Below are 26,894 nucleotides of genomic sequence, written 5' to 3' on the forward strand. Positions count from 1 at the left end.
GGTTTCATAATTTCATTTATTCTTCCCTTCATAGGAATTTATTCATGTATTCGAAATGTAAGTTTTAAGTTACGTTCCGAAACAATTATATGTGGTTGCAACTAATAAGTCAAGTCGCCGTTTACTCTTAGTTACGGTTCACCCCGTGACCAGTAACACACTTCGCGATGCACAGAAATCATGCATTCGCATGATTTCGCGCTGAGATTCTCGGGTTTTCTGTGAACTTTGTTCACAAAAAACACCTCGCGGAACGTTACCAATGAACAGTAACACTGATCTTTCACCTTATATGCTTTGCTATCACCGGTAAAAGTACATTCATATCAATTGGTTTTGCCACATGATCATTCATTCCCATTGATATTGCCTTCTGCCTGTCCTCTGCGAAGGCGTTAGCCGTCATTGCAATAATGGGGATGGAGGCTTTCTTCTCATCTTTCATTCTGCGTATCCTGGCTGCAGCATCATATCCATCCATCACCGGCATCTGAATGTCCATAAGAATCATATCATAATATCCGGAATCTGCTTTCTCCAGCTTATCCAGACACTCTGCTCCATCTTCCGCACGGTCTGTAATGATCTTTTGTTCCGCAAGCAGTTCTATCGCAATCTCTGCATTCAGATCATTATCCTCTGCAAGAAGAATACGTTTTCCTTCCAGCTTTTCTAATATATCTGGCTGTTCAGATATCTGATCCCTATATACATCCGATTCTGATGCCATATCAAAAGAAATATCTACCGTGAATTTTGTCCCGACACCTTGCGTGCTCTCTACTTGGATGCTTCCTCCCATCAGCTCAATCATGGATTTCACAATAGGAAGGCCCAGTCCTGTACCCGCGACCTTGTTCTCTGTGGTTGTATGCTCTCTGGAAAATTCTTCAAAGATATGTGGAAGATATTCCTCGCTCATGCCAATGCCTGTATCTTCACAGTTAAAAATAAACCGGGCTTTCCGGGGATCCTCTGAATCTTTCTCATATATCTTTACATGGACCGCATGCCCATCGGACGTGTACTTTATTGCATTGCTGATAATATTCAGCATTATCTCCTGAAGTTTCACTCTGTCACAAAAGATAAACGTATGATATACATCCAAATCTGCCGAATACTGCAGGTTCTTCTTCCTTATATCTTCCTCAAATACTGTGTTTACCGTATGAAATACTGTGTTTATATCCTCAGCTTTCATCTGCAGCGCTGTAGTACCGCTTTCAATACGGGCTATCTCCAGGATCTGGTTAATGATCGTCATCAGCAGATTTCCGGAAGAACAGATTTTTCCCAGATATTCCTTTGCTTTTTCCTCGTTCTGAAGATTCTTTTCCAGTAATCCGGAAAAACCTATGATCGCATTCATCGGCGTCCGTATATCATGACTCATATTAAACAGAAATCGCGTTTTTGCTTCGTTTGCACTTTTCGCCAGCTCCGCTGCATTCTTAAGATCAGCTGCATATTGTTTTTCTCTGTGCTTTTTGCTGGATATCTGATAATAAATTGTAGCGACCAATAATGAAAATATATAAGAAGCGGCAATAGCGAGGAGCCAGTATGAAACCGGGATCCACCCATTCGAAGGCACAATATCAAAATACCATGTGTTATTCGGGATCTCGCATTCTATCGTCAGGCTGTCTTCCGGCATATCGTCCTGACTCTGGGCAAAAATAACCTTATCTCCACTGCTTCTGTCATAAGACCAGATTTTATAACTGAAATCCGCCTCACTTAAGGATTGCAGATTTATGTCACTCATAAAACGATCCCAGTCAATCACCTGGAGTACAAATCCCCAGAAACTACTCTCTCCGGAATCATCGATTCGATAAACCGGTTTAAAAAGTAATGCTCCGGTTCCTCCCTGCTTTAACTGATAGGGGCCGCCAAGTGTATACTCCCCGGTTTCCTTAGCCAGAGCTGCATCCTTTTTCCGTTCATGTTCCCCCAGTACATCCAGTCCAAGAGCCTCTGAATTTCCTTGCATAGGATAGATTTCGGTTATGATTCCTTCCGGTGCCAGCTCAAATGCCTTTACCACACCATCCTCATTTGGGATCTTTTCTGCCAGTTCTGAAAAAGTGTTTTCATCCATATCCGATCCATCAATGATATAGTTTCCAAGAAGATCAGAAATCGTTATATAATTGTCCAGCTTTGCCTTGACTCTCCTTATCGTACTTTGTGCCATATAGATTCCCGATGCTTTTTTTTCTTTTTCCTGATATCTGAGCATCTGACTACACGCAAAAAACGCGATCAAGAAAGAGAGGAGGCCGACAATATAGCAGTATTTCTTAATAGGTTTAGCAGCTGTATTATTTATTTTCATTGAATTTTCCTCATTATGTTTTCTTCCAACTGTTTTTCAGCGGGCTGTGCAATAAAATCGAATGGTATCTATCTCTTTCTCATCCGATGCCTGATTAATGTCTGATATCAGAGACAGAATCTGATTCAGAAGTTCCAGCTTTTTATTAAATTGTCTGTAATTAATCTCATGTTCTTCATTCTTATTATCATTTGCCTTAAACTTTTCCATAAAATCTCCCAACACTTATATAGAAAATATTCCCCCATTAATGCCTGAAAACAAAAGGAGAACAGCCGATACATATGTTCGAACTGTTCTCCTACATTACTGTTCACTGGTAATGTTCTTTGTACTCATACCGTCCCGTATCTATATGACCTCTCACTTATTCATTAGAATAAGTATATTTTTAAATAAAATTTGAAAATACTTTCGTTTCTGCAAAAGTCATTTTCGCCTATACCACTTTCATAATATCACAGACAGTTACGTTTGTCACATAAAAGTTTAAATAACTGTGATGCGTTTCTTTGCATATCCTTTTTCGGCAGTTGCCGTTATACCTGTCGCTTTCAGCACATCATTATATTTTTTTAGAAACTCATAATCTGCTCTTCGTCAAATCTTTTAAGAATTTCGCATGCCAACTTAACCGCATTATCAAAATCAGCATAAGCTGAAATTCCGTAATGTGTGTGCGCATAGCGAACCGGAACACCAATAACGATGACCGGAACTGCTTTTTCAGTCAGATGTATAACTGCACCATTGGTTGAACCAGCACTGCGAACTGCATCCTGAACCGGAATGCCAAGCTTTTCTGCCAGATCAAGCGCATATCTCTGATAACGCGGATTGGTGATCATGCGTGAATCAATGTGACGAAGCATCGGGCCACGCTTAATAGCCGTCTGAACCATATACTGCTCAACGCACGTATCATCTGCCGGGCAGCCTTCAAAAACAATTGCGATATCCGGCTTAATTACCTGTGCTGTCACAGTGGCACCACGTACACCAACTTCTTCCTGTGCTGCACAAGCGCCAACAATATCCACATTCAAATCCTGACCAGCCAGAGTATGCATGGTCTTAAGAATTGCCGCACATCCCAGACGACAGTCAAAGCTCTTGCCCACCATCAGATCTGTGGTTTCTGAATATGTAAATGTCACATCTGGCACTACCGGTTCACCGATACGAATGCCGAACTTTTCAACCGCCTCTTCTTTAGAAACAGCGCCAACATCTACCGTGATATCTTTCATATCCAGAGGTGCTTTACGCTCCTGCTCTGTCATGAAATGCGGAGGCTTACTGGCAGTAATACCTGGAATATATTCTCCGAATCGGTTACGAACCAGGACTTTATGAGCGGGAATATTGTGGTTCACCCAACCTCCGATCTGAATGATGCGGAGAGTTCCGTTCGGGCAGATAGCCTGCACCATAAAGCCAACCTCATCACTATGTGCATCAAGCTGAACAACCGGACGTTTGCCGTTATTTTCTTTACGGCGGATATATAGGTTGCGCATGCGATCTTCTGTAATTTCTCCGAGTCCTTCTGCATAAGGACGAATTGCAGCAACCACTTCATCTTCGAAGCCTGATGTACCGTTTGCATTTGAAATTGCTGCAATCATTTCCAACGTTGTTTTTTTATCCATTCTGACACCTCTTTATGAAAGTTTTAGCTTCTTGAGCTCAACATCTACTTATATGATTTTATATGTTATATTTAACTGTCAATAATCTCCAGTTCCCCTTTTGGATTGACTTTTTTCTGACAATAAAGATTTTTTCGAGCCGCGCTTGATAAACCAAGTATATTCCAAGCCAATATGATTGTCAACAAATCCAACTCGATGTGGTAAATTTCGTGAACTTCTTATAGAGCAAAGAATGCTATGCAAAAATCAATAACGCCGAGTAGGATTTATTATAATCCCGTATCGGCGTTATTGATTGTAATTATCTTATTATTCTTTTACTCAAGCCCTTTCCATCCTATATGAGGTGTCAAAATGACATTATTCATAGTATAAAGAGGACTGTTTTCTTCAGATGGTTCGGTTTCAGCCGATTATTATGGCTACAGATTTAAATAGCTTATCCATTGAACATGCTCTTAAGAAATTCTGCCGTTCTCCATTTCATAAACCACATCTGCCACATTCATTGTGGACACTCTGTGGGATACCAGGACAACCGTTTTCTTCCTGGCCGATTCTTTCAATGATTTTAAGATAATTCCCTCATTTAAAGAATCCAGGTTTGATGTAGGCTCATCGAGCAGAATCAGAGGGCATTCGTGGAGAAATGCTCTTGCAATTCCGATTCTCTGTTTCTCACCACCAGATAATGTATCACCCAGTTCTCCGACTTCTGTATCATATTCTTTCGGTAATGTCATAATGAAATCATGAATAGACGCTTTCTTTGCCGCTTCCATAATTTCTTCTCTGGATGCTCCCGGCTTTGCTATCTCAATATTATTTGCAATCGAATCATGGAACAGGTGCGTTTCCTGTGTGACATAACTTTCCATATCTCTCAGATGCCTGGTTGGAATCTTTCGGACATTTGTACCGTCTACCGATATACTTCCATCCTGAACATCCCAGAACCGCATCAGCAGTTTTAAGAGCGTAGATTTTCCGGAACCGCTCGCACCATGAATACCTGTGATCTTCCCTGGCTGTAATTTCAGTGAATAGTTATCTAAAATAACCTCATTATCGCGGCCAAGGCCGTCCTCTCTGTCTCCTTCCAAGCCATTCACCTTATAAGCAAATGTTACGTTCTCTGCCTCTGCTCCTGTAAATTCATGTTCCACACTCTCTGTCCCAGGAGTTTCCACATCACCCGGAATTTCTTCCACAAGCGGTGTCTCTTCCAGAAGGGAAAGAACACGCTCACCACTTGCAAGTGTCTGGTTCAGATTGTTAGACAGGCTTGATAATGCCACTACCGGTCCGAAAGAACCCATCATTGCGATGGTACAGGTTAAGATTCCCTCGAATCCTATCGCACCTTTGTCATACAGCCAGATGGTCAGCGCCAGCATTCCAAAAGATGCAAGCAAAATAACCATATTTGTGAATGAACGCTGTGAGCCTTCCATTTTGCTTAATGACTTCTGTATTCCTGCAAGGTTTTTCGAACGTTCCGACATCTGCTCTTTTCTCTTTTCACCCTGTCCGTACTGGATAGTCTCATCCAGTCCTCGTAAAGAGTCCAGAACAAAACTGTTCAGTTCTCCGAAGCTTGTTCTAAATTCCATTCCCTTCTGGCTGCCACGTTTTCCATTCCACATCGGGATGGCTACACCGACAATCAGATAAGCTGCCAGTGCAAGCATTCCCGCTAACCAGTGATATCTTCCAATAAAAATCACCATAACCATCGAGGTCAGTGTTGCAATCGCAATCGGGGAAATGGTATGTGCATAAAACACTTCCAGTAATTCAATATCCGTTGTAATAATAGAAATCAGATTTCCCTTGTCCCGTCCTTCCAGTTTTGCCGGACAGAGTTTTCTTAAGGAAGCAAACACTTTATGACGGATGATTGCTAACAACTTAAAAGCGATAAAATGATTACAATACTGTTCTGCATAATGTAGGATTCCGCGAAGCACTGCAATCACAATCATGACTGTTATAATGGTTTTTACCGGGATAAATGCCAGCCACATATTGTCCACCGGAACAATTATTCCGGCTGCTCCTGTCAGAAGTCCATGCACGATAACCTGTCCTGCCAATATCGTCAGGAAAATCGCACACAAGTAACCTAATGTTCCAAGGATGATTGCCGCCAGCATAATATGGAGCAAGGGTTTTACCAGACCAATCAGACTTCCCATGATCCGGATGGCACTTCTGCGTTTTGTTGTATTTATATTTTCACTCATTATGCCACTCCTCCTTTTCCATAGTTTTCCAATGCCATCTGGCTTTCATACAGATGTCTGTATGCACCATTCTGTCTCATCAGTTCGTCATGCTTTCCGCTTTCTTTAATTTCTCCGTCTTTTAAGAAATAAATCTTATCAGATTTCACAACATTTGCCAGTCTGTGGGAAATCAGAAGCACCGTCTTTGTCTTTGCCAGTTCGTGAATCACATTCATAATCAGTTCTTCACTTTCCACATCGATATTGGATGCAGCTTCATCGAAAATATAAACCGCACTGTCTGTCCGAAGCAATGCTCTGGCAATCACCAGTCTCTGGCACTGACCGCCGGACAGGTTGCTTGCTTTTTCCAGCAACTGTGTCTGCAATCCATCCTGTGTCTGTAAAAACCCTAAGAGATTGACTTTCTGAAGAACTGCTTCCATCTCTTCTTTCGTTGCGTCCGGCTTTGCCATCTTCAGATTTTCTTCTACTGTACCTTTGAACAGATAGCTGTTATGGCGAACCAGAACAACCTTCTGCATCAGATTTTCCTCATTTACCGCATTAAGCGGTACACCACCGATGGTAATTTCTCCGCTATATCCCCGATTCTTTGCTGCAAGGATTCCGGCAATCGTACTCTTACCACATCCGGATTCACCAACCAGTGATACAAAACTTCCTGCTGGCAGATTTAAGCTGATTTCTTTTAAGATCTCTCTGTCCTCTTCATAAGAAAAATACACATCTTTTAATGTAACATCTAACGCAACCTCCGGCAGTGCTTTTTCTCCGGCCTGTGGTTCTGGTAAATCTAAAATCTTAAAAATTTTATCACTGGCTGCCATACCATTCATTGCAATATGGAAAAACGAACCAAGCAGTCTGAGTGGCAGGAAAAACTCGCTTGCAAGCAGGACAATACATAAAGTTCCTGCTACACTGATATTCCCCTTTAGGAATTCGGATACCGCAACTGCCATACCGATGGCTGCTCCACCATACGCCACAATATCCATCACACTGGTGGAATTAAGCTGCATGGTCAGCACCTTCATCGTAATCCTGCGGAAGTTCTGAGATTCCACATCCATCTCATCTGCTTTCTGCTGGTCTGCCTGATAAATCTTCAGAGTGGTAAGTCCCTGTAAATTTTCGAGGAACGAATCACCCAGTCCGGTATAGATGCTCCAATAGTTACTCAATAATTTCTTCGCTACTTTCTGTACCACCACGATGGAAATTGGAATCAACGGTACACAGATCAGCAGTATGGCACTCGCTTTCAGACTTACTCTGCAAAGAATGATAAATAAGGTCAGTGGTGCAATCAGGCTGTAGAATAACTGTGGAAGATATTTTCCAAAGTATGTTTCCAACTGCTCCACACCTTCGGTCGACACCTGTACGACCTCTGAAGAGGATACCTGCTCACTGTAGGAAGCTCCCAGCTTCAACATTTTCTCATAAATCTTTTCACGCAGAATCCGCTTTACATCCACACACGCCAGATAGGAAGACCTTGCTCCCATCCGCTCACATACGAACCGGATTACCAGAACCAGAAATAAAATCAGTATTGTCCGTTCAATAATCGGTACGGTTACTCCCCGGTACGCCACCTGTTCCAGTAAATCTGCGATAGAAAAGACTGCCAATACCTGCGACAGAAGGGCTGCCCACTGCCACAAAATCGTATACGCAATATACTTTTTTGCGTGGGACAACAGCCCCATCAATCTTGTTTTAATCATAAAAATCTTATCCTTTTGTTTATTTTTTCGATTCTCTTTTACTGCATACCAAATGCCATATTGCAAGAAATGGATGGTATAATAACATCCTTGGTCCTGAAAAACGCATGACCTGTCGAATCTGTTCTCTCATTTCCGGCTTATAACAATGTACCTTACAGTTCGCACAGAACGTTTTTTCTTCCATAAATGGACACTTCTGACTTCTTTGTTTTGCGTAATCCAAAAGTCTTTGACAGTCAGGACATGTCTTCCCCTCCTGTCTTTTTTCTTTCGGATGGTTTTTCCGGCAGTACAGCCGGATCATCTCTTCCACAACATACTGTTCTTTCTGCCGTTTCTTTTCTACTTTGTCCATCTCAATCTCCCATTTCTGCCATTTTAACTTCTGGATTTTCTGTCTTAACCCTTAAGAAGAAATATAGCAGATGGCATACCCACACAATTGCGATACAGATTCTTCCAATCGGTACATTCTTCATACAGATAAAACCGATCAGCATAACTACTGTTACCATTCCGATAATCTTGCATTTTGTTCCCATTGGCATGGCTCTTTTCTGAACAAAACTGTCCAGATGATTCTTATATAAATTCGTTTCTACAAACCAGTCGTGCAGTTTCTTTGAACTCTTTGCAAAGCAAAACAGTGTTGCCATATAAAACGGAACGGTTGGCAAAACAGGAAGTACAATTCCTATCGTACCAAATCCAAGGCAAAGAAAGCCAAGCACGGTCCATATTACTTTTAAAGAATTTTTCATCTTCTTTCTGTTCTCCTGTGGGAGTTTTCCTCCTTTTCATGTCGTGGTATTAGTTTTTGCTAATATTTTTTAGTTATGGTTACTTGAGTTCTGCAAGAAGGTCTTTAGTTGCTCGCAGCTAACCCATTGCATGAAAAATATCATACTTTGTCATCCAATGTCAACAACTTTATAAGGCATACCCCATATATTCTTAAATCGCAATTTCCCACATCCTGTTTTTATTTTTCAAACACGCTCTAGTACAGCCTTCGGGTTGCCTTTACATAGTTTCCACTTTCAAAAAATAAAAAAATTTGTGTTTTTGAAAGCGACATATTGCATATACTATTATCAGACAGTATACTAAGTACAACGAAGCGGTTTCGAGAAATGAAAAAACTTCAATTTTTGAAAGTGGATGACTATATGAAAACAATCACGAGAGCAAAATATCTCGATGGAATCATTGAACTGAATGGCACTCCTGACATCAAGATCATCACGGGTATTCGTCGATTTGGTAACCAATCATGTAACCGTCGGCAAGTACATTAAGTATTTGTGCAATGCTTTTGTATTTTATGATATTAAGAGATACGACATCCGAGGTAAGAAATACCTTGAAAGCTCTGAAAAGTTCTATTTGTGTGACAGCGGTATTCGATATGCAATACTGGGAAGCAGAAATATGGATTATGGCAGAGTATATGAAAACATCGTTTGCATCGAGCTTCTTCGCCGTGGATATCTGTTGAAAGATAGTTTCTTTTTTTAGTAAATACAATCTTAAGAGGTACGTCCGCAATAACCATTCCGGCAAGCAGCATACCAATCGGACCAATCATATTATTCATCATATCCATGACATCCTGCACTCCCGAAGGCATCTGGATTCTGCAGACAAACAATATCACTCCTACTATGATTGAAATAATATTTACGTTCAGAAATACTTTTTTCCACTCTAATCTATCTTCTTCGCAAATCATATTTTTGCAATGTGTCCAGATCAAAACCAGCTGTACCGTAATATAAGCACTGGAGTAAATAACATACTCCTTTCCAAGCAAATCCTGTACCAGCGGAATTACCAGTATACCGGCATTTGAATAAATAACCGTCGCGCGTTCAATCGTATCTAGCCGCAATACTTGTTTTAATATTGTGGTAAGTATCAGAAATAAAACATGTACCAGAACTGCTGCCGCACATGCCAGGAGCAGTCCTTTTTTTACATCTGGCGTATAGTCCACCTGAAATGCGTCGATAATTACGCATGGAATAACCAGATAAACCATGACTACAGATATGCTTTTACTCTCCGATGACTTCATAAGGCCGGCTTTTACAACCGCATATCCCATAAGCATGATTGCAAAAAGCTTTGCAATCTCTTCCATTAGTAATAAACTGATTTGCATATTTTGTCCCTTCTTTTCTGATGTCTGTTATTTTTAATTATAGCATGCTTTGTCCAGCTACTTGCAGGTCTCCTACGCTGTCTGTGACGGAAGCTGTTTATACCACAGTTCTCCCTTCCATAGTTGGTTTCTTATTTCCAGCTATAAATCTCTACTCATTCGTAAAAAATTATAAGAAAATCCCCGGCATACTGCGGACGTTTCCTTGAAGTAAAATCTATTGTTGTCACACGTCCTTGCTATCCCTATAATAAGTTATGCCGGGGAAAATTGTCTATCTTATTAAATTGTATTTTTAAATACGGGCTACGCCGGTTCTCTTTGCTGCCTCCGCAACTGCTTTGGCTACCGCCGGTCCTACTCTCTTATCGAATGCCTTCGGAATGATATATTCCGGAGAAAGTTCCTCATCTGCGATCAGATTTGCAAGTGCTTCAGACGCTGCCAGCTTCATTTCATCATTGATCTCTTTTGCTCTCACATCAAATGCGCCACGAAAGATTCCTGGAAAAGCAAGTACGTTGTTGATCTGGTTCGGGAAATCACTTCTTCCTGTGGAAACAACTTTTGCTCCGCCAGCCTTTGCGTCATCCGGGAAAATCTCCGGAGTCGGGTTTGCACATGCAAAAACAATTGCATCCTTATTCATGGTCTTAACCATCTCTGTTGTAACGGCACCAGGTGCGGAAACACCGATAAATACATCTGCGCCGACCAGCATATCTGCCAGAGAACCTGCTTTCTTATCCAGATTGGTCACCTTGCTCATTTCATCTTTGACTGGATTCATTCCTTCCGGACGTCCCTCATAGATTGCACCCTTTCTGTCACAGAGTGTGATGTTCTGAAATCCGGCTGTGAGAAGCAGACGAGCGATAGAGATTGCTGCTGCTCCTGCTCCGTTCATTACAACATGGACATCCTCTTTCTTCTTGCGAACAACTTTAAGTGCATTGGTAAGACCTGCCAGTGTGATGATCGCAGTACCATGCTGGTCATCATGGAAGATCGGAATATCACATTTTTCTTTCAGTTTCTTTTCAATTTCGAAACATCTCGGTGCGGAAATATCTTCCAGGTTTACTCCACCAAAGGAACCGGAGATCATATAGATTGTATTTACAATTTCGTCCACATCGTTGCTTTTAATGCAGAGTGGAAATGCATCTACATCACCAAATGCCTTGAAAAGGACACATTTACCTTCCATAACCGGCATTCCGGCTTCTGGTCCAATGTTTCCAAGTCCAAGAACAGCAGAACCGTCTGTAACTACCAGACACATGTTCCATCTTCTTGTGAGTTCGTAAGATTTGTTTACATCCTTCTGGATTTCCAGACAAGGCTGTGCAACTCCAGGTGTATAAGCAAGTGACAGATCATCCTTATTTTCTACAGGTACTCTTGTTACAACTTCAATCTTACCTTTCCATTCTCCATGCAGTCTTAAAGATTCTTTTGCATAATCCATTTCTATTGTCCTCCCTGGTATCTTAAATTATGTGAAACCGTATGATTCGGCTGCCTCTATTGTTACTGTGAACAGTTGCCTTCTAATCTATTAATAATTTCCTGTAAAGAATTTGCTGTCTTTTGGAAGCTCATATCCGTCAAAATATTTATCAAAGTCAAGTTTGAGATATCCACACAGATTAGCAAGTTCGACCATCGTATTATCGTTTACAGGTAATCCATGTTCTCTTCTTTCTTTTTCTGCCAAAACTTCTTTTTCACCATGTGTATAAATACGTTCTTTGCCTTCTGCCTTCGGACTTTCTCTCAAAGCTTCCAGGTATTCTGAAAAATGTCTGCGGATTGCCTGAGGATCACCAAATGCAGCCGGATCGATTGCCATGAATCCATGACAGATTCCAGTTTTATCCGGGAATGTGCAGCAATGATCCGAAGTAACACCCATGGAAAGAATGGAACTGAACAGTTCACATAACATACCATATCCATATCCCTTGTGGCTTCCTGTAACCTCTTCATTTCCACCAAGGGGCATGATTCCGCCGCCCTTCTTTGCAACAATATTGGCAAGGACATCCGGTGCGTCTGTGCTTGCATGACCATCTTTGTCCAACGCCCATCCATTAGGAAGCGGTTTCTCCATTTTGTTGTACATTTCTAGTTTTCCTCTTGTAACCACTGTGGTAGAACAGTCAAAGAAAAACGGATACGGGTCTGCCGGCATAGCTACTGCGATTGGGTTTGATCCAAGCATGGCTTTTTTGCCAAACGTAGGAACCATAATAGCCTCTGAATTAGTGCAAGCCATTCCCAGAAGTCCTTCATCGCACGCCATCTTTGCATAATATCCGGCAATACCAAAATGATTGGACTCACGGACGGTTACGATTCCAACTCCGGTTTTTTTGGCTTTTTCGATGGCTTTTTTCATTGCGTAAACGGAAATAAGCTGTCCCATTCCATTATGACCATCAATCACTGCAGATATCGGTGTTTCAAATACAACTTCAGGCTTTGCCTGCGGATGGATGGTTCCCTTTTCGATTCCCTTATGATAACGCACCATTCTCTGCATACCATGACTTTCTATTCCATAAAGGTCAGCCGTAAGAAGCACATCCTTGATCTGATTGCTTTCTTCCTCTGTAAATCCAAACGCCTTGAATACGTCTCCGCAAAAATGATTCAGTGTCTCATATGACCATTTCACATATCCCATTGTTTCGCACCTCTTTCTGGTATTGCCAGTTTTATTTATTGGTATTACCAATTTGCATTTTAATTATATCACTGGTATTACCAAAACACAATAGAGGTCATATCAATTAACTCTGTAAAAATGCCCAAAATTTCTTAGGATTTTTTTTGCATTTCTTCCATATAACGTTCAATCGTATCCATATGTTCGGACATACATCGTTCCGCCTGTTCTGCATCTCCGTTGATGATTGCCTCAACAAGCCGATGATGCTGGTCATCAACCTCTCTGGCAGAATTATTCTTTTTCATAATGTAGTCTCTCGTCCCGGAAACAATATTCTCCGTAAGCTGATCCGCTGCCGCAAGGACACTGTAAATCATCGGGTTATCTGCGATCTTTGCAATCTTCTGGTGAAGTTCGCGATCCAGTTTACCCCGTATCTTTTCATCTTCTGCGGCGTCCAGCCGTGCAAGAATCATCCATAATTCTGCTGCGTTCAGCGGTGTGCACTTCCTCGCTGCAAGAATTGCTGATTCTCTTTCCAGTGCCGCACGAAATTGCTGATTCTGGCGCAGATATCCATTATTTAATTTAAAAAGTATGGATAAGGGGCCGATTAGCCAGGTATCCAGATCCTCTGTAATATAATTCCCGCCTCCCGGCACTGGCTTAACTATTCCCAGCAGTTCCAGTGCTCTCAAAACTTCTCTGACTGCCGGTCTGGACACTCCCATGGTCTCCGCCATTGTCCGCTCCGCCGGAAGGGCAGCTCCCGCTTTGAGACTGCCATTCTGAATGTTCTCTATAATCTGATTTAAAATCCCATCGAAAGCCCGCTCATTCCCAATTTCTCTAAACATAATCCATTCCGTTACTGAAAACTTATAAAAAGTCATAAACCTCTATGTTTCATTCCTTCTTCAAATAATTTTTACGGATGTTTGTTAATCTGTTATTTCGTTTCAATAAAAGTTTTTCCTTTTTGATTACATTATTTGTTTTACAGTAACTTACCCCTTTCTTATTTTTCTCGTAAGAACGAGAGAGACTACGCTGTAATCTGCGTTTCTGTTTTTCTAATTTCTTTACTTTCTGAGTTCTGGATCTGAAATGAATCTGCCACCTTTTTCATAGTTCTCTTCTTCGCTGGCCAAAACCCAGTTATAAGCAAATCTTGATGCACCAGCATACTGAAGCTTGTTTTCCTTGTAATTAATCCCGGAACCGATATCACTTATTATCTCAAATGGCTGTCCTTTTGCCTGAAGATATATTCTAACATTATCAATCTGCCGTTCCAGATCATCTTTTTGTTTATGATTGGAAATGCGACAATATCCAATTGTAATGCGGTTTTTAGATTTTACATTTATTACCTGGTTAAGTTGCTCATCAGAATAATATTTACTCAAGGCATCAACTTTCAATAATATTCTACTCTAATATCTTATAAAATACCATAATTTTAACATCCTGTCATGAAGCCTCTGTTCTTAATAGCTACTGTTCACTGGTAACGTTCCGCGAGGTATTGTTGTGAACAAAGTTCACAGAAAGCCCTAGTTGTCCATCATTCTGCTCATCTCCCATTAAAATATCCTATTTTATTTTTTATGAAGAGTATTGTATTGATAATTGTGTTTATTTATTGAAGTTTTGAAAATATTAGATTTCGTTTTCAAAGCTCTAGGAAAGTACAGATTACTGAAAGTACCAGAATATACATTCCAGGATCATAAGTGGTCGCCGTTAAAAAAAGGGATCCTCACAAAATCATCAGTATTCCTTTTCGTACATTTTCCTTCCTATTCTATTTTTTACTCTTCATATCAAGCGACATGTCAAGCCTCCAACCACAATCACCATGGTAAATCATTTGTTTTGTCATGCCACCGTCAATACAGATATTTTCACCTGTGATAAAGCCTGCTTTTTCAGAGCAAAGAAACAGTACCATATTGATAATATCCATAGGATTTCCGACACGATGAACCGGCTGCTGCACTGCATCTGCTCTTGTATATTCGATAAAGTCAGTATCTATCCATCCCGGAGAGATTGAATTGACTCGTACTTGTCCAATATTGCTCAGGAATAAAATCATGTGCTTTTAAATTTGTCTTTAACCATATGTCAGCAATTCTATTAATATCTGGGTTCTGCATCTTTCTGATCATAACGATTATCCTCCATCAGCTTTGATTTCTCCGTAACAACCAATCAGTTATATCGTGAATCTCGACTCCTTCATAGCTATATTTTGGATGTTTAGTTCAGGCAATCATCATTTTCGGATAACGTACGGAGCTTCTGATCAAATGAAGCCATGGCACATCACCTCCAGCTTTTCCTTAAAAACATTCTAACTTCTTTGTATCTTTTCTCAAATTTACCACTCTTCACATTTAATATCACTTATCTGTTCGATTGGAATGACCGTTTGATCCGTCATGATTATAGCACGCTCGTATTCGTCTACCTTTTTTACAACACCAGAGCACATAACATAGGATCCACCGTTTTTTTTTGCATCGGGAATAAAATAAGTTATCGATACATTCTGTTCTATACCGATATTATTTCTGATTATGTTGATTTTTTCGTTCAGCTGAGCAATCACTTCCTCGCTCAGTTCCAATCGTTCATCGGTTAATCTTGCTGTTTCCTTTATCGCAACATCATGTCCGGTCAAAGCTGCAAAAGGAGCAAATTGCGCTGCTCGATCCTGAAGTGGCATTTGCGGATGATTCTTAGAGACCGGATGCGGTAAATTGATGATATCGTCATAAGAATTATTTTTCATCCTCTTTCAACTCCTTTACGCCTTATGACCGCCAATCTGTTCATTTCTGTCCCTGGCGGTTGCACCTTCCTGAAGATTCATCCCCTTCAGTACAGCATTTTTTCCAAATTTCTTTTTGATACTGAGCATCGCTTCCTGCATACGTTTTTCACGATTCAGTGCAGCCTCTTCCTCTTCCTGCTTTTTCCTTTGCGCCTCATAATCCGTAAAAAGATCCAGCTGCTCATACGCTTCTTCTTTCTTTACAGAACTTTCATCCACAAGCCTGTTTGCTGTGATATTGATTCTTCTGACAAGCAGGTTTCTGTCAACGATCCTGTCATATAGCTCTATTACTGCATCAGTTATCATCTTGGTTGAGGAAGTCTGCCGTTTCAGATTAGTCGTTCCATGTGCGTGCTTCGGGATTTTTCTTCCATAACGGTCGATCGTAACCTCTCCATGATACTGCTTTTTCCTGTCGGCATTGTTCAGATTCTCAATATCATAACCAACTGTCAACACGATCTGGTCCGTTACAAGCTTCTTATCCACCAAATCCAAAACCATCTGATCCGTCATCTCTTTTACGACCAGTTTTGCTTTTTCAAAATCATAAGGACAATGAAGTACTTGTCCGGCGCAAACACTGTTCATTTCCGGTTTGTAGGCCTTAACCATTTCCATGGTACAGGGTTCATACCCCCAGGCATGATCGATCAACAGCTCTGCATTAACGCCAAACAGTTTATATAGCAGATCTTCGTTGTATAACTCATTCTCTTTTCCGATGGAACATCTTGCAATATCACCCATTGTATAAAGCCCGTATTCTTCCAGCTTCTTTGCATATCCCTTCCCTACTCTCCAGAAATCCGTAAGTGGTCTGTGACTCCAGAGTTTCCTTCGGTATGACATTTCATCCAATTCCGCAATTCGTACACCATCTTTATCTGCTTTAATATGCTTCGCCACAATATCCATCGCAATCTTGCACAAATACATATTTGTTCCGATTCCTGCAGTTGCCGTTATACCTGTCGTTTTCAGCACATCCTGTATCATGGCCATTGCAAGTTCTCTTGCTGTCATATTATAAGTATGCAGATAATCCGTTACATCAATAAATACTTCGTCAATCGAATACGGGAAAATATCTTCCGGCGCAATATATTTCAGATAAATGCTGTAAATTCTGGTGCTGTATTCCAGATAGAGAGCCATCCGGGGAGGAGCAACAATATAATCAATCTCCAGTGCAGGATTACTATTTAATTCTGCACTGTCATCAGAGGAACCAATAAATGTTCTGTTCGGTGCTTTCCACCTGCGGGCACTGTTGGCTTCTTTTACTTTTTGAACAACCTCAAATAAACGAGCCCTTCCGGGGATCCCATAACACTTTAAGGCTGGAGATACCGCAAGACAGATCGTTTTCTCTGTTCTGCTTTTATCTGCAACCACAAGATTGGTCGTCAAAGGATCCCGATTTCGTTCTTTACATTCCACAGACGCATAGAATGACTTAAGATCGATTGCAATATAGGTTCTTTTCTTTTCCATCATTCTACATCTCCCGATTCTCCTGTGTTCCGTTTCTAATTCTTATTTATTCTGACCGGAAATCTTTCTCATCATAACAATCCGCTCAAGTATTTCCGGCCTGAATTTATCTACGTCATTTGTACGCTTACGCACGCCTGCTGCCGCAGCATGTCCACCTCCGCAAAATGCCTGCAAAAGTTCATTTACATTAATCCATTTTCCATCAGATCGGAAGGAACACCGCCAGCGGTTTTCTTCTTCCTCATACATGGTAAAACCTAGCTGAAAATACAGGGATTGTGACTGTTTGTCCTTTTGGCAACTGTTTTTTTACTGTTCCTGGTGGCACCCTATATATTTTACCACCCCTTAAACACTGATACTTGGTAGGCTGCCACATTTTCCGGATTCTCCAACGCTTTTCTCCGCCATGCATTTGGTGAAATTCCCGTTATTTTCTTAAAATTACGCATAAATGTAGATATCACCGGGTATCCTACAGAATTAGACACTTTTTCTATGGAACATTTTTCTTTTGCGAGCATTTCACAGGCCTTCTTAATCCGAACCAGATTTAGATATTCTGATGGTGTAATATTAGCAGACTCTATAAAGATCCTCCGCATATGTGTCTCACTCAGATTACATGCCCTTGCAAAATCCTTTCCCCCGATGTCCTCCATATAATGTAATTCTATATAACTTATAATTTTACGTGTATAATCTGAAGTTTCCCGGGAATTATTCTGAAACTTTATGTTTTCATTATCTAAACGATCAAAAAACAGCACAAGATTAAACGCAAGCGTTGAAACAGTATATCTATAATTTGCTTGTCTCAGCTGTATTTCTTCTATTATCATCTGCATAAGTGCCGCAGCCTTCGTACTTCCAGCATTCTCCAAAACACTTATTTTCTTCGATAGATTCTGTTCAACATAAATATATTTTTCTGGAACATTTACAAAACCTCTTTTAAAATTTCTTCCACATCCACAAATAAATATTCCCATTTTTTACCACTTAATGCCATAACAGGAAGATCCTGAGAAATTTCATAATAACGGTATTCTGCCTTTTGCATTCTTCTTTCATTTCCTACCTTCCCAAAGCTTCAACAAATGAACTTGCCGCTCTTATTACTTTTTTGTTCAGAGAATAATAATGCCACTTGCCTTCCTTACGGTCATTTACAATCCCACAGTTAACCAATATTTTCATGTGATGTGATAAAGTAGGCTGCGTGATATTGAATTTATCCAGAATCTTACATCCGCATTTTTCTCCGTCTGACAGCATCTGAACAATCTCCAGTCTATTTGTATCTGATAATGCTTTACATATTAGTATCATATCCTTTGCTTCCATTTTCGCCGCCTCACATAGATAATCATCTATACATCAAATTACCATACGCATAGATGCTTGTCAATGTCCTAAAAAGCACAAAATCATAATAAAACTATCTCCATGACTTCCGATTTAATTTATCTATATCCAATGTCAAAACTCTAAACTATCTGCGTCCAAAAGGAAATACTTCATTCCCATGATGACAAATCCCTCATCATTTCTCCAAGGCTTTTTGCTGCCATTTACAATAACAACCTTCTTGAAAGAGTCCGGGATATTACGCAGAGAATTGAACTCCTGAGTCTGCTTTTCTTCTGAAGTCATGTCATAAGCAACCTGGATGTAGTATCTCTGATTGCCTTGGTTAACTACAAAATCAACTTCCAACTGCTTACGTACACGCTTGCCCTCTTTATCTTTATCAAAGATCTGCACAACACCCACATCAACATTGTAGCCACGAATCAGTAGCTCGTTATAAACAATGTTCTCCATGATATGAGTAGGCTCCTGTTGCCTGAAATTCAAACGGGCATTTCTCAGACCCAGATCGGTAAAGTAGTATTTCATATTTGCACCGATATACTTTCTGCCCTTAATATCGTATCGGCTTGCTTTAGAAATCAAAAACGCATCTGCCAAATAGTCGATATGATTGGAAATCGTTTTGTTTGTATAACTCATCTGACGCTCACTGGCAAAGGTATTAGCAATCTTTGAAGGGTTGGTCAGTGCACCGATTGCAGATGCAAGCACATCAACCAGAATGCCAATTTCATCCACATTTTGGATCTTGTTTCTTTCAATTACGTCCTTCAGATAAACATTTGCAAAGATATTTTTCAGGTAATCTGCCTTCTGTCGTTCGCTCTGTAAACCTACGACCTGCGGCAATCCTCCATAGGTCATGTAGTCATCCCATGCATCGTCGTAATCACCTTTATAGACAGAATAAAACTCTGCAAAAGAGAGGGGATAGATTCTGATCTCATCACCTCTGCCACGAAACTCGGTCACAATGTCGCTGGACAAGAACTTAGAATTGCTTCCGGTGACATACACATCAATGTTGCTCATGCGGAGCAGGCTATTCAGCACTTCCTCAAATCGTGGCATGAACTGTACTTCATCCAGAAGAAGATAATACTTATCATCATCCTTCATGGCATCTTTGATGTACTTAAAGCACACCTTGGGATCTCTTAATTCCTCATTCTCAATACCATCCAAGGCAATCTCAATAATATGATCGGCAGCAACACCATTCTCCTGTAAATATCTCTTGAAAATATTAAACAGCAAAAAAGATTTGCCGCATCTACGAATACCGGTAATCACCTTTATCATTCCATTATCTTTTCGCATGGTCAACTGCTGTAGATAAGCATCTCTTTTAATTTCTATCATTATATTCCTCAATTCCGTGCTTTTACACACTTTTTAGTAATAATATTCTATCATAGAACAATCTGAGCTTCAATATCTATTCCCATCTTATGTGTATCCGCACATTTTTATGTAATATAAGATAAATATCTTTTCATTTTTTTGATTGCAGTGTCAAAATCGACTACTAAATCATTTGTTTTGTCATACCACCGTCAATACAAATGTTTTCACCTGTGATAAAGCCTGCTTTTTCAGAGCAAAGGAACAATACCATATTGGCAATATCCATAGGATTTCCGACACGATGAACCGGCTGCTGCAGTGTAACTTTCTGTTTGCGGCTGACTCATACGGTCACGGGAAGATGAAATATTAACAATGGCAGCTCCTTCAGAGAAATATGGCTGAAATAGTTTTGCCAGATAAAATGGTGCCGTAACCGATACAAATACTCTGCTGTTTCCAAATTTACATTTTCCCGTTTAAAATGCTGGACTACATCACCAATATGAAATCTACATTCTTCCATTAGCTGCCTATCCTCCGATCTCTTACTTCCACGCTTTCCAGATATCCGGCTGATATCCAAGAGTGGATTGTTTTCCATTACGAACCACCGGTGTTTTAATCACCTGCGGGTTTTCCAGTACCTTCTCAAATTTATCTTCCTCTGCAATGTATTTAATAAGCGCAAGCAGATCCTTATCCTTGCCCTCCCAGTTGATCATATTTTCCAGTCCACCATTTGCCTGGGCAACCGAATTAAATTCGCCCTTACTCATGCCCTTTTCTTTCATATCAATAAACTGAAACTTAATCCCACGTTCTTTAAAGAAACGTTCTGCTTTCTTTGTATCATTACACTTCTTTGTTCCAAAAATCTGTATATTCAAATTATTTCTCCTTGTCCATCGCCATATGTATCATTTTGTAAAGCGGACATTCCAGGTCCGCATTCAGTTATATTATCTTTCCAGACAAATGATCAATTTCATGCTGGCAGATCTGAGCCGTCCATCCGGACAGCTTCTGCCGCTGTTTTTTCCAGTTGAAATCATAATACTCTACTTCTATTTCCTGGTACCGGGTCGTCTTACGAACACCATCTAAGGATAAACAGCCTTCTTCTGTCTCATACATGTCACGTTTTGAAACAATCACCGGATTGAACATCACAACATCTATGAAGCCCATATTTACAATGATGATATTCTTCTTTACACCAATCATGTTTGCCGCCATACCCACACAACGCTCCCGGTTCGCCTGCAGCGTATCCTGCAGGTCTTTTCCAACTTGGATATCTGCTTTCGTGGCCGGTTCGGATGGTTGGCCTAAAAAGAAAACGTCTCTTACAATTTGCTTTACCATTTACTTTCTCCCTGTAGCTTTCATTCTGCTTTTTCCAATTTATTATTTACATCGAGACAAACTTTGTCTCCTTCATTGATATTACGCTCATAGAGCTTGGCATCCTCTGCTTTTACTGTCACTTCTTTTCCAGAAGAATCCACAAGAGTCACTAGTGCCATGACTGGTGCATCATCCAGTCGTTCTTCACAACCAAAATCCAGGTCTTCATCGATTCGTTTTACTGTATACATCATACTTTAATTCCTCTTGAGATAATATTAAGAATCAGTATTCTACATACCTTTTCCGACTTTCCACCACTTCATCTTCCGTTACAGCCATCCTTACATTGCCATCGTTATAAAATCCATATAAAATAGACAAGAGGTACAATTTAAACCTCTTGTTCATTATTATACCTTACATGTAATAAATTGTCATAAATAACTTTCCGTATTTTGTTGCTTTCCTTGTTTCTTCCCATCAGCCAAAGCAAATAGCCGAGACCCTAATCAGCCTCAGCTATTCTAAACTATATCATTCAGTTTCAAAAATCAAACTCATCCGGATCCAGTCCTGCATCTTCCAAAACTTCTCTTCTTTCATCCGGATCCATAAATTCCAACTCATCATAATCCAGCCCTGCATCCGCAAAAGTATCGATCTCATCGTCGTCATCAAAGATACTTTTTTCATCATCCTTCATCATTTCGTCCATGAACTGAAACTGTGCAGCACGTTCCCAACTATCCAATTTCCCGTCTCTGTTAAAATCAAACATCTTATCAAATCCAAACATGATTTTTCCTCCCTTAATCTTCCATAAACTCGAAATACTCTTGCTCACTGGCAAATAAAATGTATTTGCCTTCTACATATCCCATATATCCGTTGCTTGTGTCATAACCTTTCATTTGCCAGTCCTCCTTGGATTTTTCTCCTTTTTTGATGTTATCATCTTACAATAAATGGCTGTACAAAAATCCCGACAACCAACCGGCTAAACTTCCTTGAGCATTCTTTGATATAAACCCTAAAATGATAATTTTACAAAGTCTATTACTTGTTGTTAGTTCATAATTTATGTATAATAAAATTCATATAAGAAATACACGCTCAGCATGCAGCCTGGAACATAGATGCTCTGCATGTTTGGCGATATACGGGGAGGAAATTCTCATGGGTAAACAATCCACCAGGGAAAACAAAACAATTTACCAGCTTTACCGAGAAGCGGCAGGACTTACAAGAGCAGAGGCCAGTGAAAAAATGGATGCTGTCTCTGATTCAAAAATTGAAAAATTTGAATATGAAACACAAGAACCTACGCCTTATGATATCCTCCAAATGGCAGATGCCTATAAAAGACCAGATCTTTGCAATTATTATTGCTCTCACAAATGCGAAATCGGCCATCGTTATGTTCCAGAAGTAGAAGTGACCGATCTGTCAAATATCATTTTGGAGACAATTGCCAGTCTGAATGAAATCAATCCTCTTACCGGTCGTCTGATCCAGATTGCCCGTGACGGTAAGATCAGCGATGATGAAATGAAAGATTTTGCTTATATTAGTAAAAAACTTGATGAAATTTCTTTAGCCATAGACTCTTTGAATCTTTGGGTAGATAAGACAGCCGGAGAACAGGGGCTTAATCTTGAGCTCTTAAATGCCGAAAAAGAAAAATTAAAATAAGCCATAACTCGACGAAAGGCAATGAACCATTTCTGACTCATTGCCTTTTCCTTTACATACGCTGTAATTGATTGACGATACTTTCTGTTCTTCGAATAGCTTCTTCTACCTGTCTTTTTGCATTATTGATTCGATCCTGGACCACCCAGTCCACAACAAAGCCATCAAAGAAATAATCCGCAAAAGAAAGAAAATCTCCAGTATCGATATTCAAGTTACATACCATATTTACATCATTTAATTCCCTGCTGAAATTACGAAGATCATACTTTGCCTGTTCCATATTCCGTTTGGCCTGATCCATTTTAGAATGTTTTAACATCGTAGTGAAAAAGCCGCCGCCAAACATATCTACCAGGCCCCAGTTCTTTGCACTGTTTAAATTTTCTTTTGCTGCCTGAAGACTGTTCAAAGCTCTGCGCCCAGCTTCAATTGCTTCTCTCTTTTCTTTTTCAATATCATATCCCATTCGTTTTCTCCTCCTGATTCATTATGAATGTGACGTCACCAAAGCTATAATGCCACCGACAATCAATAATGGAAAAGCAATGTACATCAGTCCACCTACAACCATACCAATCAATATCACCGGGAAGAAAATAACTGTGCAAAGTAGTTTCATAATTCCCCAGGATGCTCTTAACCCAAAAACAAAAAATTTTCCGACAAACCAAATTATACAAATTGTAAATAATAACGATAACATTTTTTTCTCCTTCTGAAACTCATTTTGATATGTGTCTTTCATTTTTTCTGTTCTTTTTCTGATAAATATTCAGATGTGTTCTTTATACCAAGCTTATTACTGAATGCCGAATTTCTCTCCATCTTTTCTATTATCCGGATTAATCGAATTCTCTGTGCCGCTTCCATCTGATCACTCCATTTATATTCTGCTTTTTTGTTGATATTGTCACTATAACAAATTTCTTTTTCATAATACACATCCACCATGAGGAATTGCATCTTTATATTTCTCGAATTTTGAGAATTCTGTCTTTATATTCCTCTGCATGAATTGTTCCTGAAGATTCCTCATAGCAGCTTTCATATTTTTTAGAACGTTCTGCCACTCTGCTGTTAGTAAGCCACTCATTCATGGTTGCTCTATTAAATTCTATGAAAATGCCTTCTCCATTGATTTCTACTGCTGGTAGCCATTTTTCAGGTCCGGATGATTTCAATTTGACTACCTGTTTCTGATCATCAACCTCTGGTTCGGGCATCTCTAACCTCGAATATCCTAGAAGAACCTTAACTTCTCTTAGTCTATGAAGCTTTATCACTCTGGAAAAATACTTCTTCAGACTATCCTTAATGGCTACCTCTTCAGCCTTGAAATATCTGACGTCATGCTGAAACTCCACTTGCTGGTGATGAGTTATCGCATTATATTCCATTTCCTTCAGTTCAACATAGTCTTTGATATTCTGCTCTAATCGGTTATATGCCTCATTGAACTCATCTCTAGTGAATTTACCTTCAAAATACTTCTCATAGCTCTTATTCAAGCCAGCGTCTCTTCCAAGCACTTCAATCAAAAGGTCAATATCTCTCCTATGTTCTGCCATAAGATCATTGATTGGATTTGTCCAAGGTGGAATAGATATGGCTGTTCTTGTTACTGGAAAATAAACATTCGATGCTCCACGCTGGCTAGGAACAATCTTTTTCTTACAGATCTTTTTTATAGCATTGGGTCTTTGCGGATGGTTTCCTGTACAGTTACATCTCCACCACGTGCAGTAAGTAGTCCCGCAACATTTTCAAATACAAACATCCTGGGCTGATATTTTGTGAGGAATCTCGTATACATCTTATATAATTCGTTACGTGGGTCTTCTTCCATTGGCGTAAGCATATGACTACTCTGTGCACGACCAACAAGCGAATATGCTTGGCATGGTGGTCCGCCAATAATCACATCCACATCACTGACTTTATCTTCTTTAAGTATGGTGTCTATTTGTTCAAAGATCCCTGGTAAGGTATCTGGCGACATCTCAGCATTGATTACTGTCTTAATCACATCGTCTGGAATATGTGAAAATAATTCATCCCTAGTAATCTGACCACGCTCATACTGATAATATAAATCTAGTTCATTATTCTTCTTTAGATAATAATAAGCCGACCTTGTTTCTAGCGTCTTAGATGCTGACTTATTCATTTCAACGTGAGCAATTGGATTAAATCCTGCTTGAAAGAATCCTTCAGATAGTCCACCGGCACCTGCAAATAAATCTATAAAATTTAATTGTCTATTTTCATTCTTAAACATTATTTTATCAATTCTCATCTTTCAGCAGTTTAGTGTCAGTTCTACGCATACTTTCAATTAGTAAAATTGCTTTTTCTGAAAGCACATACTTTCCCCTTGTTGCCAGTGAAACATATTCCTCGTTTTGTAATTGTCCAATCAGAGAATTCACTTTCGCCTTTGACATTCCTAGCTCATTTGCAATTTCGCTTTGTGTCAATGGAACCACTTTCTTATCTAGAACTACTGTCTGATTTTCGTATAGCAAATTCAAAATTTTATAGCTGTCATTCAAAAAAAGATCTATTCTCATATGTTCCCTTTCTTTTTGGCATAAAAAGACGAATTTATTATACCACAAAACTGATTTTTGTTGAACTTAGATTCTAATTTTTTATACTCTACTTCGTACAATAAAACGGCGAAGCTCAGACTCATCAAAATCATAGCTCCGCCAACATAATTTATATATATTAACTTCTTCATTTTCCTCGACCAAAATAAAATATATTCCTGCTTCCTGAATACGCGGAACATATAATCCTTTTGACCTTCTGATACTGCTCTAAGCAGGATATTATCGTTTTTCGCCAGTGTCATGCCATCTTTAGGCAAACTCATCCTGTTACTATACTTATCTTCTTTATTCATTTTCTCTCTCAATCTTTTTCATCTAGTATTTTTATTACAATCATATAGCAACAGATGAGTCAACTCTATTTTTCAGCCAATCAATTATAATTTTTTCGAATCATCAACATTAAATCTTCTACACATGTAAGAAGCCACAATAATGCGGTACTAACTCGAACAGCTTTTAATATCTTTCGGTTCTTTTCTTTTTCCGGGATCTGCATCACTGTTATCATTAGCATAAGTGCCTGTATCTTATTTGCATGTACCGCTTGTCTTCACTCCATAAGCTTCATTTTCGTTTCTATATTTGACTTCATTAGTTGAACCCTCCTGTTAAAAATCAGACTCATCCGGATCCATAAATTCCAACTCATCATAATCAAGTCCGGCATCCGCAAAAATATCGATCTCATCGTCGTCATCAAGGATACTTTTTTCATCATCCTTCATCATTTCGTCCATGAATTGAAACTGTGCAGCCCGTTCCCAGCTATCCAATTTCCCGTCTCTGTTAAAATCAAACATCTTATCAAACCCAAACATGATTTTTCCTCCCTTAGCTTTCTTTATTCTTCAACTTCTGTTTCAGCTTTCTTAACCTTCTTTTGATTATCCAGAAGACTCTTCTTGCTGATGCTGCAGATTGTTCCGTGATCTGTGACAAGTACCACTTTTGCTTTTGCTTTCTTTCCGATTTTGTCATAGATTCTTCCGGCACTCATGGAATCTCCGATCACTGTATAGGAACTATTTGCTACATATCCAATCTTTCCCAAACCTTCGTAAGTTACTTTAATTGCTTCCTTGTCATACTCATTGTCTGGTTCTTTTTCTAATCGGATCTTCGCTCCTTTTTTCAGAAATTCTTTTCCAAAATAATGGTTTGTTCCTGTCAATGTAAAATAAATCTTACTCATTGTCCTTCCTCCTAATCTTCCATAAACTCGAAATATTCCTGCTCACTGGCAAATAAAATGTATTTGCCTTCTACATATCCCATATATCCGTTGCTTGTGTCATAACCTTTCATTTGCCAGTCCTCCTTGGATTTTTCTT

General features: G+C 39.6%; 31 protein-coding genes and 6 pseudogenes. 2 read left to right on the top strand and 35 right to left on the bottom strand.

Features of this window, described 5'->3' with window-relative positions; genetic code table 11:
• Positions 1-283 precede the first annotated feature (283 nt).
• The 8 genes and pseudogenes from I2D69_RS02785 to I2D69_RS02815 all read right to left on the bottom strand — a co-directional run bounded on the left by I2D69_RS02785 (position 284) and on the right by I2D69_RS02815 (position 8,748).
• Positions 284-2,344: an ATP-binding protein gene (locus I2D69_RS02785; RefSeq protein WP_195379360.1), complete on the bottom strand. Its 2,061-nt coding sequence runs from the start codon at positions 2,342-2,344 to the stop codon at positions 284-286.
• Positions 2,345-2,380: 36 nt separating this feature from the next.
• Positions 2,381-2,554 (bottom strand): hypothetical protein, encoded by a 174-nt coding sequence (locus tag I2D69_RS02790; RefSeq protein ID WP_173770183.1) that lies wholly within the window; start codon positions 2,552-2,554, stop codon positions 2,381-2,383.
• Between the two features lie 365 nt (positions 2,555-2,919).
• Positions 2,920-3,996: a M42 family peptidase gene (locus tag I2D69_RS02795; RefSeq protein ID WP_195379361.1), complete on the bottom strand. Its 1,077-nt coding sequence runs from the start codon at positions 3,994-3,996 to the stop codon at positions 2,920-2,922.
• 323 nt (positions 3,997-4,319) lie between these two features.
• A pseudogene (locus I2D69_RS20675) lies at positions 4,320-4,406 on the bottom strand (hypothetical protein); the annotation flags it as partial.
• A 51-nt stretch (positions 4,407-4,457) separates the two neighbouring features.
• Complete coding sequence (locus I2D69_RS02800; RefSeq protein WP_195379362.1) at positions 4,458-6,245, bottom strand: ABC transporter ATP-binding protein; 1,788 nt, start codon at positions 6,243-6,245, stop codon at positions 4,458-4,460.
• On the bottom strand, positions 6,245-7,984 hold the full coding sequence (locus tag I2D69_RS02805; protein ID WP_195379363.1) for an ABC transporter ATP-binding protein/permease: 1,740 nt from the start codon (positions 7,982-7,984) through the stop codon (positions 6,245-6,247). Before I2D69_RS02805 ends, I2D69_RS02800 begins: the two co-directional genes overlap by 1 nt.
• Before the next feature lie 19 nt (positions 7,985-8,003).
• Entirely contained in the window at positions 8,004-8,342 is a 339-nt protein-coding gene (locus I2D69_RS02810) for a nitrous oxide-stimulated promoter family protein (protein WP_118577851.1), read from the bottom strand.
• 1 nt (position 8,343) lies between these two features.
• A complete protein-coding gene (locus I2D69_RS02815; protein ID WP_195379364.1) occupies positions 8,344-8,748 on the bottom strand; it encodes a YbaN family protein in 405 nt (134 codons plus the stop codon).
• Positions 8,749-9,178: 430 nt separating this feature from the next.
• Between I2D69_RS02815 and I2D69_RS02820 the strand changes: the two are divergent.
• Positions 9,179-9,478: pseudogene (locus I2D69_RS02820) on the top strand (DUF4143 domain-containing protein); the annotation flags it as partial.
• A 244-nt stretch (positions 9,479-9,722) separates the two neighbouring features.
• Here the strand turns inward: I2D69_RS02820 and I2D69_RS19950 are convergent.
• The 19 genes and pseudogenes from I2D69_RS19950 to I2D69_RS02910 form a co-directional block, all read right to left on the bottom strand.
• A pseudogene (locus I2D69_RS19950) lies at positions 9,723-10,151 on the bottom strand (AEC family transporter); the annotation flags it as partial.
• Positions 10,152-10,446: 295 nt separating this feature from the next.
• Positions 10,447-11,622: an NADP-dependent malic enzyme gene (locus tag I2D69_RS02830; RefSeq protein ID WP_173717413.1), complete on the bottom strand. Its 1,176-nt coding sequence runs from the start codon at positions 11,620-11,622 to the stop codon at positions 10,447-10,449.
• A gap of 90 nt (positions 11,623-11,712) precedes the next feature.
• Complete coding sequence (locus tag I2D69_RS02835) at positions 11,713-12,843, bottom strand: Ldh family oxidoreductase (protein WP_118577848.1); 1,131 nt, start codon at positions 12,841-12,843, stop codon at positions 11,713-11,715.
• A 134-nt stretch (positions 12,844-12,977) separates the two neighbouring features.
• Positions 12,978-13,685: a FadR/GntR family transcriptional regulator gene (locus I2D69_RS02840; protein ID WP_173717412.1), complete on the bottom strand. Its 708-nt coding sequence runs from the start codon at positions 13,683-13,685 to the stop codon at positions 12,978-12,980.
• Positions 13,686-13,910: 225 nt separating this feature from the next.
• Entirely contained in the window at positions 13,911-14,054 is a 144-nt protein-coding gene (locus I2D69_RS20680) for a helix-turn-helix domain-containing protein (protein WP_347708376.1), read from the bottom strand.
• Positions 14,028-14,231 (bottom strand): annotated as a pseudogene (locus tag I2D69_RS19955) (recombinase family protein); the annotation flags it as partial. The pseudogene I2D69_RS19955 and the gene I2D69_RS20680, both read right to left, overlap by 27 nt.
• Before the next feature lie 404 nt (positions 14,232-14,635).
• Positions 14,636-14,923 (bottom strand): annotated as a pseudogene (locus I2D69_RS02850) (SDR family oxidoreductase); the annotation flags it as partial.
• 291 nt (positions 14,924-15,214) lie between these two features.
• A complete protein-coding gene (locus tag I2D69_RS02860) occupies positions 15,215-15,628 on the bottom strand; it encodes a hypothetical protein (RefSeq protein WP_195379365.1) in 414 nt (137 codons plus the stop codon).
• 15 nt (positions 15,629-15,643) lie between these two features.
• Complete coding sequence (locus tag I2D69_RS02865; protein WP_195379377.1) at positions 15,644-17,170, bottom strand: DNA methylase; 1,527 nt, start codon at positions 17,168-17,170, stop codon at positions 15,644-15,646.
• A gap of 42 nt (positions 17,171-17,212) precedes the next feature.
• Positions 17,213-17,422, bottom strand: coding sequence for a DHHA1 domain-containing protein (locus I2D69_RS02870; RefSeq protein ID WP_173774191.1), 210 nt, complete (start codon positions 17,420-17,422; stop codon positions 17,213-17,215).
• An 89-nt stretch (positions 17,423-17,511) separates the two neighbouring features.
• Positions 17,512-18,165: an AraC family transcriptional regulator gene (locus I2D69_RS02875; protein ID WP_148463116.1), complete on the bottom strand. Its 654-nt coding sequence runs from the start codon at positions 18,163-18,165 to the stop codon at positions 17,512-17,514.
• Positions 18,114-18,236: a hypothetical protein gene (locus I2D69_RS20415; RefSeq protein ID WP_255610486.1), complete on the bottom strand. Its 123-nt coding sequence runs from the start codon at positions 18,234-18,236 to the stop codon at positions 18,114-18,116. The genes I2D69_RS02875 and I2D69_RS20415 overlap by 52 nt, the downstream gene beginning before the upstream one ends.
• Positions 18,237-18,250: 14 nt before the next feature.
• A complete protein-coding gene (locus I2D69_RS02880) occupies positions 18,251-18,520 on the bottom strand; it encodes a metalloregulator ArsR/SmtB family transcription factor (RefSeq protein ID WP_148463117.1) in 270 nt (89 codons plus the stop codon).
• Between the two features lie 135 nt (positions 18,521-18,655).
• Positions 18,656-19,909: an ATP-binding protein gene (locus I2D69_RS02885; RefSeq protein ID WP_148463136.1), complete on the bottom strand. Its 1,254-nt coding sequence runs from the start codon at positions 19,907-19,909 to the stop codon at positions 18,656-18,658.
• A gap of 169 nt (positions 19,910-20,078) precedes the next feature.
• A pseudogene (locus I2D69_RS02890) lies at positions 20,079-20,346 on the bottom strand (SDR family oxidoreductase); the annotation flags it as partial.
• A 99-nt stretch (positions 20,347-20,445) separates the two neighbouring features.
• Positions 20,446-20,787 carry an arsenate reductase family protein gene (locus I2D69_RS02895; RefSeq protein WP_148463118.1) on the bottom strand — a complete coding sequence of 114 codons (342 nt, stop codon included), beginning with the start codon at positions 20,785-20,787 and terminating at the stop codon, positions 20,446-20,448.
• Positions 20,788-20,854: 67 nt separating this feature from the next.
• Positions 20,855-21,265: a peptide deformylase gene (locus I2D69_RS02900; RefSeq protein ID WP_117990283.1), complete on the bottom strand. Its 411-nt coding sequence runs from the start codon at positions 21,263-21,265 to the stop codon at positions 20,855-20,857.
• 20 nt (positions 21,266-21,285) lie between these two features.
• Complete coding sequence (locus I2D69_RS02905) at positions 21,286-21,501, bottom strand: hypothetical protein (RefSeq protein WP_118577842.1); 216 nt, start codon at positions 21,499-21,501, stop codon at positions 21,286-21,288.
• A gap of 293 nt (positions 21,502-21,794) precedes the next feature.
• Positions 21,795-22,046 carry a hypothetical protein gene (locus tag I2D69_RS02910; protein ID WP_148463119.1) on the bottom strand — a complete coding sequence of 84 codons (252 nt, stop codon included), beginning with the start codon at positions 22,044-22,046 and terminating at the stop codon, positions 21,795-21,797.
• 380 nt (positions 22,047-22,426) lie between these two features.
• On the opposite strand from I2D69_RS02910, the gene I2D69_RS02915 reads away from it, so the two are divergent.
• Positions 22,427-22,942, top strand: a complete 516-nt coding sequence (locus tag I2D69_RS02915) for a helix-turn-helix transcriptional regulator (RefSeq protein WP_173717405.1) — start codon at positions 22,427-22,429, stop codon at positions 22,940-22,942.
• A gap of 52 nt (positions 22,943-22,994) precedes the next feature.
• Here I2D69_RS02915 and I2D69_RS02920 read toward each other — a convergent pair whose 3' ends face one another.
• The 8 genes from I2D69_RS02920 to I2D69_RS02955 form a co-directional block, all read right to left on the bottom strand.
• Positions 22,995-23,411 (bottom strand): hypothetical protein, encoded by a 417-nt coding sequence (locus tag I2D69_RS02920; protein ID WP_118568242.1) that lies wholly within the window; start codon positions 23,409-23,411, stop codon positions 22,995-22,997.
• A gap of 21 nt (positions 23,412-23,432) precedes the next feature.
• On the bottom strand, positions 23,433-23,648 hold the full coding sequence (locus I2D69_RS02925) for a hypothetical protein (protein WP_118577954.1): 216 nt from the start codon (positions 23,646-23,648) through the stop codon (positions 23,433-23,435).
• A gap of 262 nt (positions 23,649-23,910) precedes the next feature.
• Positions 23,911-24,483, bottom strand: coding sequence for a hypothetical protein (locus I2D69_RS02930; protein ID WP_195379366.1), 573 nt, complete (start codon positions 24,481-24,483; stop codon positions 23,911-23,913).
• A gap of 146 nt (positions 24,484-24,629) precedes the next feature.
• A complete protein-coding gene (locus I2D69_RS02935) occupies positions 24,630-25,223 on the bottom strand; it encodes a DNA cytosine methyltransferase (protein ID WP_195379367.1) in 594 nt (197 codons plus the stop codon).
• Between the two features lie 7 nt (positions 25,224-25,230).
• Complete coding sequence (locus I2D69_RS02940; RefSeq protein ID WP_173699560.1) at positions 25,231-25,515, bottom strand: helix-turn-helix domain-containing protein; 285 nt, start codon at positions 25,513-25,515, stop codon at positions 25,231-25,233.
• The gene (locus I2D69_RS02945) at positions 25,512-25,853 is read right to left on the bottom strand and encodes a hypothetical protein (RefSeq protein ID WP_195379368.1); all 342 of its coding nucleotides are present in this window, start codon (positions 25,851-25,853) and stop codon (positions 25,512-25,514) included. The genes I2D69_RS02940 and I2D69_RS02945 overlap by 4 nt, the downstream gene beginning before the upstream one ends.
• A gap of 318 nt (positions 25,854-26,171) precedes the next feature.
• Complete coding sequence (locus I2D69_RS02950) at positions 26,172-26,381, bottom strand: hypothetical protein (RefSeq protein ID WP_195379369.1); 210 nt, start codon at positions 26,379-26,381, stop codon at positions 26,172-26,174.
• A 23-nt stretch (positions 26,382-26,404) separates the two neighbouring features.
• Positions 26,405-26,755, bottom strand: coding sequence for an HIRAN domain-containing protein (locus I2D69_RS02955; protein WP_195379370.1), 351 nt, complete (start codon positions 26,753-26,755; stop codon positions 26,405-26,407).
• Between the last annotated feature and the right edge of the window lie 139 nt (positions 26,756-26,894).

It is taken from the genome of Ruminococcus sp. D54t1_190329_F1, from assembly GCF_015551645.1.
GTDB lineage: Bacteria > Bacillota > Clostridia > Lachnospirales > Lachnospiraceae > Blautia_A > Blautia_A faecis.